Consider the following 13,705-nt stretch of genomic DNA (forward strand, 5'->3'; position numbering starts at 1 on the left):
CTGTGGGTGGGCAGGAGCGCCTGCCTCCTGTGGGTGGGGTGGGGTGGTGGGGAGGGGGAGGGGGGTGGGGATCCGGGTGTGGAGGAGGGCGTGTACGCGGGCCGTCTCCGTGCCCCCCGAGCTCGGGATGCCCGTCAACGTGCCGTCCCCCAGCAGCCAGCGGTCCGCCCAGTCCTGCATGCTGATCAACGTCGGCGCCAGGGCCCAGCCCGTGTCCGTCAGGACGTATTCGTGGCGCACCGGCCCCACCTGGTACGGCTCCCGCGCCAGGATCCCGTGCTCCACCAGGTGCTTCAGGCGTTCCGTCAGGACCTTCCTGGAGATGCCCAGCTCCCGCAGCAGGTCGTCGAAGCGGCGGTGGCCGCGCGTCACCTCCCGCACGATGAGCAGGCTCCACCAGTCGCCGATGACCGAGGCCGCCTGGGCGATCGAGCACTGGGCGTCCTGTTCGCGTAGCTCCCTGACCATGGGCGGACTTTACCGCATTGTGAGTCTCTGATAGAAACTCAGTCAGTTCCCAAAGGAGACTTATGGTGGTGACATGGGCGACATTACGACGGTCGTGGCTGGTGACGAGGCGGGCCTACCCCTGGACGTACTTCATCGGCAACCTCCTGCTCGGCGTGTTCACGGTGAGCCTGGCCTACCTCGGGCTGCAGATCCTGGGCCGGGGTGAGGTGTCGGCGGAGTTCCGCGGGAAGTCCGGCACGGCCGACTACCTGGGCTACGTCGCCGTAGGCGCGGCGGCGCTCATGTTCGTCAAGCACTGCATCCTGTGGACCGGCAAGGCCATGATCCAGGAGCAGCGCGAGGGCACGATGGGCGCGCTGATCGTGGCCCCGGCGCGGCGCATGCCGTACCTGCTGGGCTTCTCGCTGTTCTCCTTCAGCGCCGTGGCGCTGGAGGTGGTGGCGCTGCTCGGCTGCGCGGCGCTGTTCGGGGTGCGGCTGGAGCCCACCGGGTGGGGTGACGGCGTGCTGGCCGTGGCGGGGCTGGGGCTGGCCGTGTTCGGGATGTCCGTGGTGCTGAGCAACGTGATGATCGTCGCCGGGGAGGCGCACATCACGCAGAACTCGGTGTTCTACGCGATCGCCCTGCTGTCCGGGTTCACGTTCCCGAGGGAGTACCTCCCCGAGGTGCTCCAGTGGCTCGGCGAGGTGGTGCCGGTGACGGCGGCCATGGACGTCGTACGCGGGGTGTTCACCGTCGGCACCGGCGTCGACGCCGGGCGGTTCACCACCGCCGTCCTGATCGGCCTCCTCTACACGACCGCCGGATTCCTCGCGATGCCATGGGCGGAGCGCAGGGCCATGGAACGGAGTTACTGATGATCGAAACCGTGAACCTGCGCAAGCAGTTCGGCACGAAGGTGGCCGTCGACGGGCTGAACCTGGCCATCCCGACCGGCCGCGTCACGGGACTGCTCGGGCTGAACGGTGCCGGGAAGACCACCACCATCAAGATCCTCACCACGCTGCTCAGGCAGACGTCGGGGACCGTGCGGATCGGCGGGCTCGATCCGGTCAGACGGCCGCACGCCGTGCGGAAGAGGATCAACCTGATCGCGGGTGGCGAGCGGATGGTGTACGCCCGGATGACCGGCCGCGAAAACCTCTGGTACTTCGGGCAGCTGTACGACATTCCCGGAAAGGTGTTGCAGCCCCGCATCGGAGAGCTGCTCGAACTCGTCGGCCTGACCAAGGCGGCCGACACAAGGGTCGAACAGTACTCCCGGGGCATGACCCAGCGCCTGTCGATCGCCCGCGGTCTGGTGAACGACCCCGACTACCTGCTGCTCGACGAGCCCACCCTCGGCCTCGACGCCCCGATCGCCCGCGACCTGCGCAAGGTGGTGGCCGAGCTGGCCGAGCGCGGCAAGGGCGTGCTGCTGACCAGCCACTACCTGGCCGAGGTGGAGCAGCTCTGCAAGCACGTGTACGTGATCGGCGACGGCCGCCACCTCGCCGCGGGCACCCCCGCCGAGCTCATGGCCCTCACCGGCTGCCACCGCACCGTACGCGTGACGGTGACCGGACTGACGCCGGAGGTCGAGGCCGCCGCGCTGGCGTTCGACCCGGCCGTACGGGTGCGCCCCGGCGGGGTGATCGAGCTCAGCCACCCCGGCGACGTGGCCGGAGCGCTGACCACGACGATCATCGAGGCGGGCGGCACGCTGGGCGGCCTGGAGATCGCCGAGCCGTCGCTGGAGGACGCCATCCTGGCCCTGAGCGACCGCCCGGCCCTGGCGGTGGTCGCATGAGGTGGCGGATATTCGGCCGCTGGTCGGAGCGCCGCCACACGGGCGCCGGCCCGATGTGCCCGGCGTGCGCCATGGACCTGCACACCCTGTGCCCCTGCCTGATCGTCCCGTGGCAGGTGACCAGGTGAGGCACGCGGTGAAGGTCCTCCGGGCCGAGGCGCTCAAGCAGCACCGGCAGATCTTCGGCAGCAAGCTCGTCATCCTGTCGATGCTGATCTGGCCCCTGTTGCAGCTCGCCGAGACCTACTACATGCTCCAGCCGCTCGCCGCCACCCCCGGCATCGCCGATCGCTGGCCCCTGGCCGCCGATCCGCAGCGCCTGCTGGCCTTCCTGGCCACCGGCGCGCTCGGGTTCACGTTCTTCTTCTCGCTGGTGCAGTCGGCCTGGCACTTCTCCATGGAACGGCAGACGGGGACGCTGGAGCTGCTGTTCCTGTCCCCGGCCAACCGGCTGGTGATGGTGGTCGCGAACGGGTTCGGGGCCCTGGTGCAGAACGTCTGGTTGTTCGCCTGCTTCTCGGCGGCCATGCTCACGCTGCTCGACGTGGTGCACGTGGCCCACCCCGCCATGTACGCGGTCGTCTTCCTGGCCCTGCTCCTGCCTGCCGTCGCCTGGGGCGCGTTCCTCAACAGCCTGCTGATCTTCTCCAGGGACTCGGCGTTCCTCTACACCCTGCTCGACGATCCGATGTGGTTCGCGAGCGGAGTGCGGCTGCCGACGTTCGCGCTGCCGGGGATCGTCCGGGCCTTCGGGTCCGTGCTGCCGCTCACGGGGAGCCTGGCGATCGTGCGGGGCGCGCTGCTTGGCGGGCAGGGGATCGGCGAGCTGGCCGGGGAGCTGGCGGCGCTGGCCCTGCTGTCCGCGGTGCTGTTGCTGGCGGCCGTCGTGGCGCTCAGGGCCGGTGAGGCGAAGGCGCAACGCACGGGACAGCTGAGACTGTTCTGACCTGGTTTGATGGGAAAAGTCCATGGTCGTCCTGAACCAAATGAGGTCGTAATCCCGTCAAAGGGACGTGATCCCGTTTGAGATGATCGACGAAGATCTGCGCACGGCACGCCGGCGGGCGCGTCGCTGGGATGAGCTGAACGAGCGCCGCACGGCGATCACCGGCCTGATGTGGGAGGCCCGGCGGGAGCTCGACGCGGCCGGGGTGTGGGATCAGGAGCACGTGGCCCTGGAGGAGGCCCGGCTGGGGGCGTACACGATCGTGCTCGCGGCGGTGGAGCGGGAGCTGGCCGAGGTGGGGCCGGCCAAGGAGCTCTACGAGGAACTTCTGGTACGCGAGGAGCGCCGGCTGACCGGCTCGGCCGATCCGCGGGGCGCCGAGCTGCTGGAGATCGGGCGGCTGCTGGCCGAGCTCGACGTGGAGCTGCCGGCCAGGGAGCGCGCGACGGCGGCCGGGCTCGCGATCCTGGACGGCCCCGGGCGCCAGGAGGCGGCGGCCGGAGGCCGGGAAGGGGCCGCGGCCAGGGACCGGGAAGAGGCGGCGGCCGGAGGCCGGGAGGAGGCCGCGGTCGGGTTCGCCCGGGAGGTCCGCGCGCTCGGCATGACCGTGCCGCCGGGAGCCACGGGCGGCGTGGCCGGCGGTGACAGCGGTGGCGAGGTCGCCGAGGTGGTGGAGCGGCTGGAGGAGCGCCGCCGGGAGCTGGGCCGGATGCGGGACAGGTTGTGCGCCCGGCGCGAGGAACTGCTGCTCGGCTGAGAAACCGCAGACGGGAGGGGACGGGGCGGGGCAGTGGCCGAGTGCCTGCCGCCCCGCCCCCTGCCGGTCAGCATGCCGCCCCCGCCCCCAGCCGGTCAGCATTGCCGCCCCGCCCCCTGCCGGTCAGCATTGCCGCCCCGCCCCCTGCCGGTCAGCGGCTGAGGATCCGGCGCATGACGCGGTCCAGCGTCTCCACCGGGTCCGGGTCCGGCTCGGGTGAGCGCCAGGCCACGTACCCGTCCGGCCGCACCAGTACGGCGCCGCCCCCGCTGACGCCGTACCGCTCCAGGAACCGCCCCTCCACGTCCAGCAGCTCGTCGTCCACCAGCAGCCGCGTGAGCTCCACCCCGAGCCGCTCCTTGACCAGTCGCCCAGCATCCATCCACACCTGACCCGACTGCTTGGCCGCCATCAGCACGAAGCCGGTGCCGAACAGGTCGATGGTGGAGATGCGCTGCCCGTCCCAGTCGAGCACCACGTGCGGGGCCCGGCTGCCGGGACGTCCGGTCGGCACGCGGGGATCCTCCAGGATCGACCCGTCGTCGCCGGGTTCGTCGAGGATCGCCGTGGAGTGGTACCGGTGCCCGAGCAGCGCCCCCACCTGGTCCTCGAGCGGCTCCGGATAGCCGACCCGGGCCGCGGGCGGCATGCGCGCCCCGAGGTTGGCGAGCTGCGCGTCGGCCGTCAGCGCCCCGATCGGCCGGCGCTCGGCGTCGTACGTGTCCAGGAAGTCCGGCCCGGCCTGCCCCGTGAGCACCAGCCACAGCCGCCAGGCCAGGTCGCACCCGTCCTGGAGCGCCGTGCTCCCGCCCTGCCCGCCGGTGGGCGGCATGGTGTGGGCCGCGTCCCCCGCGAAGAACACCCGCCCCGCCCGGTACGACCCCGCGAGCACGTGCGCGATCCCGAACGTCGCCTTGTCGAGCACCCGCACGTCCAGGTCGGGCCGGCCCGTCCCCCGGCGTACGAGCTCGACGCAGCGCTCACCGGTGAAGTCGGCCGCGCTCTGGCCCGCCGCGAGGTTGACGCCGAGCACGTGCGCCCCGACCCCGGTGCCGGTCACGATCACGCCGGTGAAGGACTCGTTCTGCAGGTACCAGAGCGTGACCTCGCGCTCCCGGACCAGCCCGGACAGGTCGGCGTCGAACATGATCGAGCACATCTGGCCCACCTCGCCCACGCCCGAGGTGGGCACGCCGAGGGACTGCCGCAGCGGGCTGCGGTAGCCGTCGGCGGCCACCACGTAGTCGGCCCGCACGAGCCGGTCGCCGTCCTTGCCGCGGATCCACGCCGTCACGCCGTCCTCGTCCTGCTCCAGCGAGACCAGCTCGGTGGAGAAGTGCAGGTCGGCGCCCAGCTCCTCGGCCTTGACCCGCAGCACCCGCTCGATCTCGGCCTGGGGCGCGCCGACCATCGCGGCGGGCGTGAGGCCGGCCAGGAAGGCGAACTCCTCCTTCTCGTCACTGATGATCATGTGTGGATCGGGGTCGGCCAGGTCCTTGGCGATCGCGATGCGCATGTTCTCGCCGATGCCCGCCCAGATGCCCGCGAGCTGATCCTCGATCCCCGGCACCGGCCGCAGCAGCTCGACCGCCCGCGGGCCGACCCCGAACGCCTTGGGCTGGACGGAGGTGCTCGGGTGCCGCTCGACCAGCATGACGGGCACCTCGCGCCAGGCCAGCAGGGTCGCGGCGCTCAGCCCCGCGTAACCGCCGCCGACCACCAGGACCGGCACTCGCTCTTGCTCCATTGGACCCCACCTCCGAGAACGCGTACTATCGCGTCAGTGACGATAGACACGATATGTCGCGTCCTCGGAGACGGTCAAGATATATCTCGAATTTGGCGAGAGAGCCCCCGGGGGCAGAGGGTTCAGGGGAGGTGGCGCTCCAGGGATTCGAGCTTGGACGTCATGCCGTCGGTGACGCCCTGCCGCAGGTCGGCCTTCAGCACCAGGCTCACCCGGGGAGCGACCTCCGCCACGGCGTCCACGGCCCGCTTGACCACGTCCATCACCTCGTCCCACTCGCCCTCGACCGTGGTGAACATGGCGTCCGTCCGGTTCGGCAGCCCGCTCTCGCGGACGACCTTGACGGCGCGGGCGACGGGCTCGGCGACCCCTTCGCCGACGCCCAGCGGGGTGATGGAAAATGCGACGATCATCGGATGTCCTCTCGCGTTGGCCGGAGGGTTCCGATCCTAACCAGCGCGATCTTCACCGGCGCGAGGTGTACGGCACCGGGGTCAGGACAGCGAAAAGCCACGACGTAGGAGAACGCCGTGGCCGTCGCCGTATGTCAGTGGTGCTCGTGCTCGTCGTCCTCTTCCTCGCTCGGCCCCTCGGAGGGCTCCACACCGAGCACGGCCTCGCGAGGCTCGATCTCGGTGATGTGGTCGACGAGCTGCAGCACGTGGTCGGGCTCGATCAGCCACTGCAGCGCGGAGGCGCCGCTGTCGTCGGAGGCGACCAGCTCGGCCTGCTCCGTGCGCTCCTCTTCGGTGAGATCGGCGTCGGGGTGCCTGATCTCAGCCAGCGCCGCCGCCTGCAGCGCGTCCATGTCGAGCACCTCGACGGTCAGCTCGACCGTGAGACGCAGGAACTTCGGTTCATCACTCATGGCGACGATGCTAGGGCAGCTTCCACTCGACAGGTGCGGCGCCTTGCTGGATCAGCAGTTCATTGGCGCGGCTGAACGGCCGTGAGCCGAAGAAGCCGCTGCGCGCCGACAGCGGGGAGGGGTGGGCGGACTCGATGCGCGGCACGCTGCCCAGCATGGGCGCCAGGTTGCGGGCGTCGCGGCCCCACAGGATCGCCACCATCGGCTTGTCACGCGCCACGAGGGCGTGAATGGCCTGCTCGGTGACCTGCTCCCAGCCCTTGCCACGGTGGGAGGCCGGCTTGCCGGGCATCACGGTGAGCACCCTGTTGAGCAGCAGGACGCCCTGCTCGGCCCACGGCGTCAGGTCGCCGTTGGCGGGCCGGGGCAGGCCGAGGTCGCTCTCCATCTCCTTGTAGATGTTGACCAGGCTGCCCGGCAGCGGGCGCACGTCGGGGGCGACGGAGAACGACAGCCCGACGGGGTGCCCCGGGGTGGGGTAGGGGTCCTGGCCCACGATGAGCACCTTGACCTCGTCGAAGGGCTGGTTGAACGCACGCAGGACGTGCGCGCCGGCCGGCAGGTATTGCCTGCCTTCGGCGATTTCCTTGCGCAGGAAGTCGCCCATCTGGGAGATCTGCTCGGAGACGGGCTCCAGTGCACGGGCCCATCCGGCTTCGACGACTTCGTTCAGTGGAAGACCGGCCATGGCCGTTGAGCTTAGCCAGGTCTGGTACGGCTTGCGGCCGAAACGTCGGTCCAAGCCGTACCAGAATGATCACAACGACGGCTTGCCGGGCTTGAAGAGCCAGGCGTCGAAGAGGGCGTCGAGCTGCCTGCCCGACACGCGCTCCGACAGGGCGATGAAGGCGGCGGTGTCGGCGTTGCCGTACTTGTGCTCGCCCGCCCACGCCCGCAGGATCGCGAAGAACGCGTCGTCGCCCACCTCGCGCCGCAGCACGTGCAGGGTCATCGCGCCGCGGTCGTAGACGGGGTCGTGGAAGAGGTTCTCCGGGCCGCCCGGGTCGGCGGTCGGGGTCTGCCAGAACTCGTCCTCGGCCGCCGTCGCGTACGCCTGGTCGAAGGCTGCCTGCACGGTACGGGTGCCGAGCTTGTCGGCCCACAGCCACTCGGCGTACGTGGCGAAGCCCTCGTTGAGCCAGATGTCGCGCCACAACGTCGGCGTCACCGAGTCGCCGAACCACTGGTGGGCCAGCTCGTGCGCGAGCAGCGACTCGCTGGGCACCCGCGGGTAGATGGGCCGGGTCTGCGTCTCCAGCGCGTAGCCGACCTCCGGCGCGTGGTCCACGATGCCGCCGGTCGAGGAGAACGGGTACGGGCCGAAGATCGAGCTGAAGTAGTCGAGCACCGGAGGATGCCGATCGGGGAAGCCCGCGGCGTCGCCGGCCAGCTTGGGATCCACGGCGGTGGTCACCCGGTAGCCGCCGATCCGGGAGTCGGCGAGCTCGAACTTCCCGATCGACACCGTGGCCAGGTAGCTGGCCATCGGTTCACGGGAGTCCCACACGTACGTCGTCCGCCCGCCCTTCGGCACCTTGGCCACCAGGTCGCCGTTGGCCACCGCGACCCGGGTGCTCGGCACGGTCACCGTGAACCGGTGGGTGGCCTTGTCCGTCATGTGGTGGTTGCCGGGGAACCAGGTCATCGCGCCCTGGGGCTCGTTGGCGTTGTACACGCCGTCGCTGGTCTTGATCCACCCGTCCACGGAGCCGTCGGGGTCGACGACGTGGACGGGGCGGCCGTCGTACCTGATCACGACCGAGAAGCCGCGTCCCGCGCCGAGCGCCCTGGCGGGGGTGACCACCAGCTCGGAGCCGCCCTGCGTGTAGGAGGCGGTCCGGCCGTCCACCGTCACCGACCGCACGGACAGCGTGCTGACGAGGTCGAGGTTGAAGCGGCTCAGCTCCTGCGTGGCCCGGGCGGAGATCCGCGCGACGCCGGACAGGCGCCCGGAGGAGGGCTCGTAGTCGAGCGAGAGGTCGTAGTGGCCGGCGTCGTAGCCGCCGTTGCCCTGGTCGGGGAAGTACGGGTCACCGGCGCCCGGGGCGCCCGGCGTGCCGTGCGACTGGATGGCGGGGTCGGTGCCAGTGGCGATGGCTGGGGCAGGAGTGAGGGGTAACGAGATGAAGGCTGCTGCGGTGAGGGCGAGGAGACGCTTCATGAAGAATCATCGAATACACGTGACCAGGCGTTACGGCGGGCGCCCGCATGCCCCCCTCGGGAAGGCGGGCGCCCGTCAGCTCACCTACTTCACGGAGCCGGACATCATGCCCTGCACGAAGTACCGCTGGAACGCGAAGAACAGGATCAGCGGGATGATCAGCGACATGAACGCGCCGGACGACAGGATGTCGACGTTCGACCCGAACTGCCGCATCTGAGACTGCAGATACTTGGTCATCGGCTGGTTGCCGGTGTCGGCGAAGACCAGCGCGATGAGCATGTCGTTCCACACCCACAGGAACTGGAAGATGCCCAGCGAGGCGATGGCGGGCTTGCCCAGCGGGAAGACCACCGACACGAAGATTTTCCACTCCGACGCCCCGTCCATGCGCGCCGCCTCCAGCAGCGAGGACGGGATGCCGACGAAGAAGTTCCGCAGCAGGAAGATCGCGAACGGCAGGCCGAACGCCACGTGGAACAGCACCACCCCGGGGATCGAGCCGAAGATCCCGGCCCCTCCGTAGAGGGAGGCGACGGGGATCAGCGCGATCTGGATCGGCACGATCAGCAGCCCGACGACGACCAGGAAGGACAGGTCCCGGCCGGGGAAGTCCATCCAGGCGAACGCGTAGCCCGCCATCGCCGCGATGCCGATCACCAGGAGCGTGGTCGGCACCGTGATCAGCACGGTGTTCCAGAAGGACGCGGAGAAGCCGCTGCCCAGCAGGTTGGCGTAGTTCTGGATGGTCAGCTCGGCCGGTTTGGTGAAGACCGTCCACCAGCCCTCGGCGTTGTTGACCTGCGTGGTGCGCATGGAGACGACCAGCAGGCCCAGCGTGGGCACCAGCCAGAACAGGCCGAGCAGCACCATGATCACCTGGACCGCGCCGCTGCCGATGCGATCGACGATCCTGCTCGCCAGGCCCCTGCGCGGCGTTCCGGACTCCAGCCCGGTCGGCGCCGTAGCCGTTGCCGTGGTCATGTGTCTTCCCTCCTGAACCTGCGGATGTTCATGATCATGAAGGGGAGGACCAGTATGAGCAGGAAGATGGCCAGCGCGCTGCCCAGGCCCTGGTTGTTCCCGCCGCCGAACGACACGCGCCACATTTCCAGCGCGACCACGTTCGCCTGCGGCTGGACCGAGGCCGGCGCGATGATGAAGACCAGGTCGAACACCTTCAGCGTATTGATGATCATCGTCACGAAGACGACGAGCAGCACCGGCGACAGCAGCGGCACCGTGATCCTGCGGAACACCTGCCACTCCGTGGCGCCGTCGATGCGGGCCGCCTCCAGCGCGTCCCGCGGGATCGCCGCGAGACCGGCTGCGATCAGCACCATGGCGAACCCGGCCCACACCCAGACGAACGCGCCGATGATCGCGGGGGTGATGAGCGTCGGGCCGAGCCAGGTCAGCCCGCCGTACGAGGCCTCGAAGTTGGCCTGCGGGAGCCGTACGACGTAGGAGCCCGCGGGCAGGCCGTCGAAGCGGAACGAGCCGTCGTCGGCCGTCGTGGTCGTCTCGGCGACCTGGCCGTTCTGGACCGCCTCGACGGTCATGCCGGGCAGGCCCTTCTCGGTGCCGTCCACCGCGCCGCTCTGCCCGCCGCCTCCCGGTGTGAAGTCGAACCACACGGTCCCGGACAGACCGGCCCCCGTCGCCGGGGGCCGCGCCGTCTGGGCGTTGGGCGGCATGACCTCCGGCTTGACGCCCACGATCGGGATCAGCACCGGCTGGCCCGCCTGGGCGGGTTGCTTGGTGACGACCGCGCCGTCCTGGGCGGCGACCGGCGACTGATCGCCCTCGCGCGGCCGGGCCTCCGGGTAGCCCTGAGAGGAGGAGAACGTGTCGTGGACGGTGGTGAGGACGGCGTTGGCCAGGCCCCGGTCCGGGTTCTCCTCGTAGACGAGGCGGAAGATCACGCCGGCCGCCATCAGCGAGACGGCCATCGGCATGAACACGATCAGCTTGAACGCCGTCGCCCATTTGATGCGCTCGGTGAGCACCGCGAAAATCAGGCCCAGCGTGGTGACCACGATCGGCGCGACGACCACCCAGATGAGGTTGTTGCGGATCGTGGTGAGCATGCCCTGATCGGTGAAGATCGAGATGTAGTTGCCCAGCCCCACGAATCCGTCGCCCGCAGAGTCGAACAGGCTCCGGAAGATGGAGTAGACGATCGGATAGACCACCCAGATGCCCAGCAGCAGCGCCGCCGGGAGGAGGAAGGCGATGGCGACCGCCGGCGAGGGGCCGAGGCGTCTTCTCGTACGGGGGGTATCAGCCGGTCCGGTCGAGGGCCCGCCCGCGGTCTCCGCGGGCGGATCCTGCCGGCCGTCCAACCGTTCGGTCACGGCCTTACCTCTTTACTTCCAGGCCTTCTTGGCCTCGGCTTCGAGAGCGGTCTGGGTGCCCTTGACGTCACTCGGGTCGCGCAGGAAGTCCTGCAGTACCTTCCACTCGCCCTTGCCGTCGGTGCCGCCGAACGCGCTCGGCGCCAGGTCGGACATGTCGTAGCGGACAGCGTCGCCGGCCGAGACGATCGTCTGGCCGAGCTGCTTGGTCAGCTCGTCCGGGTAGTTGTCAGGGGAGACGTTCTTGTTGGGCGACAGGTAGCCGGGGAGCTTGGCCCAGATCTCGCCGCCCTCCTTGGAGGCCAGGAACTGCACCAGCGCCATGGCGCCGGGGGAGTCCTTCATGGCCACGGCCACGTCGCCGCCGAGCACGACCGGAGCGGTGTCACCGGCCTTGGGGAACGGGAAGTACTTCGCCTCTTCGCCGAGCTTGGCGCCCGACTGGTCGGCCTCGACGGCCACGAAGTCGGCCTCGATGACCATGGCGGCCTTGTCCGTGCCGTAGACCTTGCTCACGCAGCTGGGGAAGTCGGTCTGCATGGTGCCCGAGGTGCCGTCGACCAGGAACTCCGGCTTGGCCGCGATCTGCTGGATCTTCTCCAGCGCCGTGGCCACGGTGGGGTCGGTCCACGGGATCTCGTGCTTGGAGAGCTTGTCGTAGTTCTCCGGCCCCGCGGTGGACAGGTAGACGTTCTCGAAGAGGTCGGTCAGCGTCCAGCCGGAGGCGCCGCAGAACGAGAACGGCGGCGTGCCGGAGTCGGCGATCGTCTGCGCGGCCTTGACCAGCTCGTCCCAGTTCGTCGGGGGCTGCACGCCCGCGTCCTCGAACGCCTGTGACCGGTACCAGACCAGCGACTTGTGCGCGGCCTTGACCAGCACGCCGTACACCTGGCCCTCGACGGAGCCGAGCTCCTTCCAGTACGGCGTGTAGTTGGCGTCGATCTCCTTGATCACGTCGGGGGTCAGCGGCTTGAGCGCGTCCTGGTCGACGTACTGCTGCACCAGGCCCGGCTGCGGCAGGATCGCGACGTCCGGCGGGTTCTTGCCCTGGATGCGCGGGCCGAGGTAGGCACCGGTGTCCTCACCGGTGGAGGCGTACGTGACCTCGGCACCCGTCTTGTCGGAGAAAGCCTTGAGCACCTGCTCGAAGTTCTTCTGCTCGGCGCCGGTCCACTTGGCGGCTACCTCGAGCTTCACGCCCTGGAGCGTCTTCGCGGCACCGGACGCCGGCGCCGACTGCGACGCGGTGGGCTCGGTCGTCGTCGGCGCGTTACCGCAGGCGGCGACGGCTACCGCGAGCCCGGCCAGGATCGCTGCTGCACTGCCTTTTCGCATGGCTGCCTCACTGGGTTCTGATGATTTCTTCGAGTTCGGATTTCATGGAGGCCGCGACATCGGCGGCGGCCTCGGGGGTGGGACTGCCGAGCGCCTTGGCGACCGAACTGGCGATCACCAGGCTCAGCTGGTTGTAGTTGGCGCTCACCGGCCGTGCCTTGGCGGCGAGGATGCTCTCCTTGAGCACGGGCAGGTAGGGGAAGCGCTTGATGAGGTCGGGGTCGTCGTAGAGCTCGGTCCACACGGGCGGGAACGAGCCCTCGGTGAGGACCCGGCGCTCGTTCTCCAGGCTCGTGAAATAGCGGATGAACTCCTGGGCGGTGTGCTGGTGCTTGGAGTAGGCGCTGATCGCCAGGTTCGCGCCGCCCAGCGTGCTGGAGCCGGGCCCGTCGAGGCCGGGCAGCCGGGTCACGCCCAGCTTGTCGCCCAGCTCGGCCTTGGCCGGTCCGTACGCGTGCGGCCAGTTGCGGGCGAAGGCCAGCTCGCCCTCCTGGAAGGCCAGGCGAGACTCTTCCTCCTTGTAGCTCAGCGACTCCTTGGGGATCCAGCCCTCGCGCAGCCCCTGGAGCAGGAAGTCGAGCGCGATCTCGGCCTTGGCGGGGTCGAGGGCCACCTCGGTGCCGTCGTGGCTGACGATCTGCCCCCCGGCCGACTGCACGGCCTCGGAGAAGTTGACCGTGAGCCCCTCGTAGGCCAAGAACTGCCCGGCATAGCCTCCTATGTTGTGCTTTTTCCGTATTTCGCGTGACTGGTCGCGAAGCTCGGCCCACGTCTGTGGCGGCTTCCTGACCAGGTCGGTCCGGTAGTAGAGCAGCCCCGCGTTGCTCGTGTACGGGACGGCCCAGAGCTTGCCCTTGTAGATCGCCGTCTCCACGACCGGCGGCAGGAACCTGTCGAGCGGGAACAACCCGCGCTCCAGGGGGATGATCCAGCCGTTCTCCGCGAATTCGGCGGTCCACACCACGTCGAGCCCGAGCACGTCGTAGCGGTTGCTCCGGGCCTGCAGGTTGGCCGCGATCTGAGCGCGTTGCTCGTCCGCGGCCTCGGGCAGCTCCAGCAGCGTCACCTTCTCGGCCGGGTGGGCCTGGTTCCAGCGATCCAGCAGGGGTTGCAGGTACGCCGTGGTGTCGCGTCCGGTGGCGAACGTGATGGGCCCGGTTCCGCCCGTTCCCGTCTCGCCGCCGCCCTCGTCGCCCGCCGCCGCGCATCCGGCCGCCAGGGTTACGGCCAGAAGGACCGGCAACAGGCGAAGCACCCTGTTTCCTCCGTGTTCA

General features: G+C 69.7%; 15 protein-coding genes. 5 read left to right on the forward strand and 10 right to left on the reverse strand.

Annotation, left to right across the window (positions count from 1 at the left end; all coding sequences use genetic code 11):
- The coding region (locus AB0J69_RS08440; RefSeq protein WP_364114305.1) for a helix-turn-helix domain-containing protein at positions 1 to 468 on the reverse strand (468 nt) is incomplete at its 3' end.
- Positions 469 to 530: 62 nt separating this feature from the next.
- Here AB0J69_RS08440 and AB0J69_RS08445 point away from each other — a divergent pair.
- The 5 genes from AB0J69_RS08445 (at position 531) to AB0J69_RS08465 (ending at position 3,963) form a co-directional block, all read left to right on the forward strand.
- Positions 531 to 1,328, forward strand: a complete 798-nt coding sequence (locus tag AB0J69_RS08445; protein WP_364114307.1) for an ABC transporter permease — start codon at positions 531 to 533, stop codon at positions 1,326 to 1,328.
- The gene (locus tag AB0J69_RS08450; RefSeq protein ID WP_364114309.1) at positions 1,328 to 2,260 is read left to right on the forward strand and encodes an ABC transporter ATP-binding protein; all 933 of its coding nucleotides are present in this window, start codon (positions 1,328 to 1,330) and stop codon (positions 2,258 to 2,260) included. The genes AB0J69_RS08445 and AB0J69_RS08450 overlap by 1 nt, the downstream gene beginning before the upstream one ends.
- Positions 2,257 to 2,388, forward strand: a complete 132-nt coding sequence (locus AB0J69_RS08455) for a hypothetical protein (RefSeq protein WP_364114311.1) — start codon at positions 2,257 to 2,259, stop codon at positions 2,386 to 2,388. Before AB0J69_RS08450 ends, AB0J69_RS08455 begins: the two co-directional genes overlap by 4 nt.
- Positions 2,385 to 3,206 (forward strand): ABC transporter permease, encoded by an 822-nt coding sequence (locus AB0J69_RS08460; protein WP_364114313.1) that lies wholly within the window; start codon positions 2,385 to 2,387, stop codon positions 3,204 to 3,206. The genes AB0J69_RS08455 and AB0J69_RS08460 overlap by 4 nt, the downstream gene beginning before the upstream one ends.
- 82 nt (positions 3,207 to 3,288) lie before the next feature.
- On the forward strand, positions 3,289 to 3,963 hold the full coding sequence (locus AB0J69_RS08465) for a hypothetical protein (protein ID WP_364114315.1): 675 nt from the start codon (positions 3,289 to 3,291) through the stop codon (positions 3,961 to 3,963).
- A 151-nt stretch (positions 3,964 to 4,114) separates the two neighbouring features.
- On the opposite strand, the gene AB0J69_RS08470 is transcribed toward AB0J69_RS08465, so the two are convergent.
- From AB0J69_RS08470 to AB0J69_RS08510, 9 genes are all read right to left on the reverse strand, one after another.
- On the reverse strand, positions 4,115 to 5,710 hold the full coding sequence (locus AB0J69_RS08470) for an FAD-dependent monooxygenase (protein ID WP_364114317.1): 1,596 nt from the start codon (positions 5,708 to 5,710) through the stop codon (positions 4,115 to 4,117).
- Positions 5,711 to 5,832: 122 nt separating this feature from the next.
- Positions 5,833 to 6,123, reverse strand: a complete 291-nt coding sequence (locus AB0J69_RS08475) for an MTH1187 family thiamine-binding protein (RefSeq protein WP_364114319.1) — start codon at positions 6,121 to 6,123, stop codon at positions 5,833 to 5,835.
- A gap of 134 nt (positions 6,124 to 6,257) precedes the next feature.
- Positions 6,258 to 6,578 (reverse strand): hypothetical protein, encoded by a 321-nt coding sequence (locus tag AB0J69_RS08480; protein WP_364114321.1) that lies wholly within the window; start codon positions 6,576 to 6,578, stop codon positions 6,258 to 6,260.
- Positions 6,579 to 6,588: 10 nt separating this feature from the next.
- A complete protein-coding gene (locus AB0J69_RS08485; RefSeq protein ID WP_364114323.1) occupies positions 6,589 to 7,266 on the reverse strand; it encodes a uracil-DNA glycosylase in 678 nt (225 codons plus the stop codon).
- Positions 7,267 to 7,335: 69 nt separating this feature from the next.
- Positions 7,336 to 8,739, reverse strand: a complete 1,404-nt coding sequence (locus AB0J69_RS08490) for a M1 family metallopeptidase (protein WP_364114325.1) — start codon at positions 8,737 to 8,739, stop codon at positions 7,336 to 7,338.
- A gap of 84 nt (positions 8,740 to 8,823) precedes the next feature.
- Positions 8,824 to 9,723: a carbohydrate ABC transporter permease gene (locus AB0J69_RS08495; RefSeq protein WP_364114327.1), complete on the reverse strand. Its 900-nt coding sequence runs from the start codon at positions 9,721 to 9,723 to the stop codon at positions 8,824 to 8,826.
- On the reverse strand, positions 9,720 to 11,096 hold the full coding sequence (locus AB0J69_RS08500) for an ABC transporter permease subunit (protein WP_364114329.1): 1,377 nt from the start codon (positions 11,094 to 11,096) through the stop codon (positions 9,720 to 9,722). Before AB0J69_RS08500 ends, AB0J69_RS08495 begins: the two co-directional genes overlap by 4 nt.
- Positions 11,097 to 11,108: 12 nt before the next feature.
- Complete coding sequence (locus tag AB0J69_RS08505; protein ID WP_364114331.1) at positions 11,109 to 12,431, reverse strand: ABC transporter substrate-binding protein; 1,323 nt, start codon at positions 12,429 to 12,431, stop codon at positions 11,109 to 11,111.
- A 7-nt stretch (positions 12,432 to 12,438) separates the two neighbouring features.
- On the reverse strand, positions 12,439 to 13,686 hold the full coding sequence (locus tag AB0J69_RS08510; protein WP_364114333.1) for an ABC transporter substrate-binding protein: 1,248 nt from the start codon (positions 13,684 to 13,686) through the stop codon (positions 12,439 to 12,441).
- Between the last annotated feature and the right edge of the window lie 19 nt (positions 13,687 to 13,705).

This window comes from Nonomuraea sp. NPDC049709, from assembly GCF_040674815.1.
GTDB lineage: Bacteria > Actinomycetota > Actinomycetes > Streptosporangiales > Streptosporangiaceae > Nonomuraea.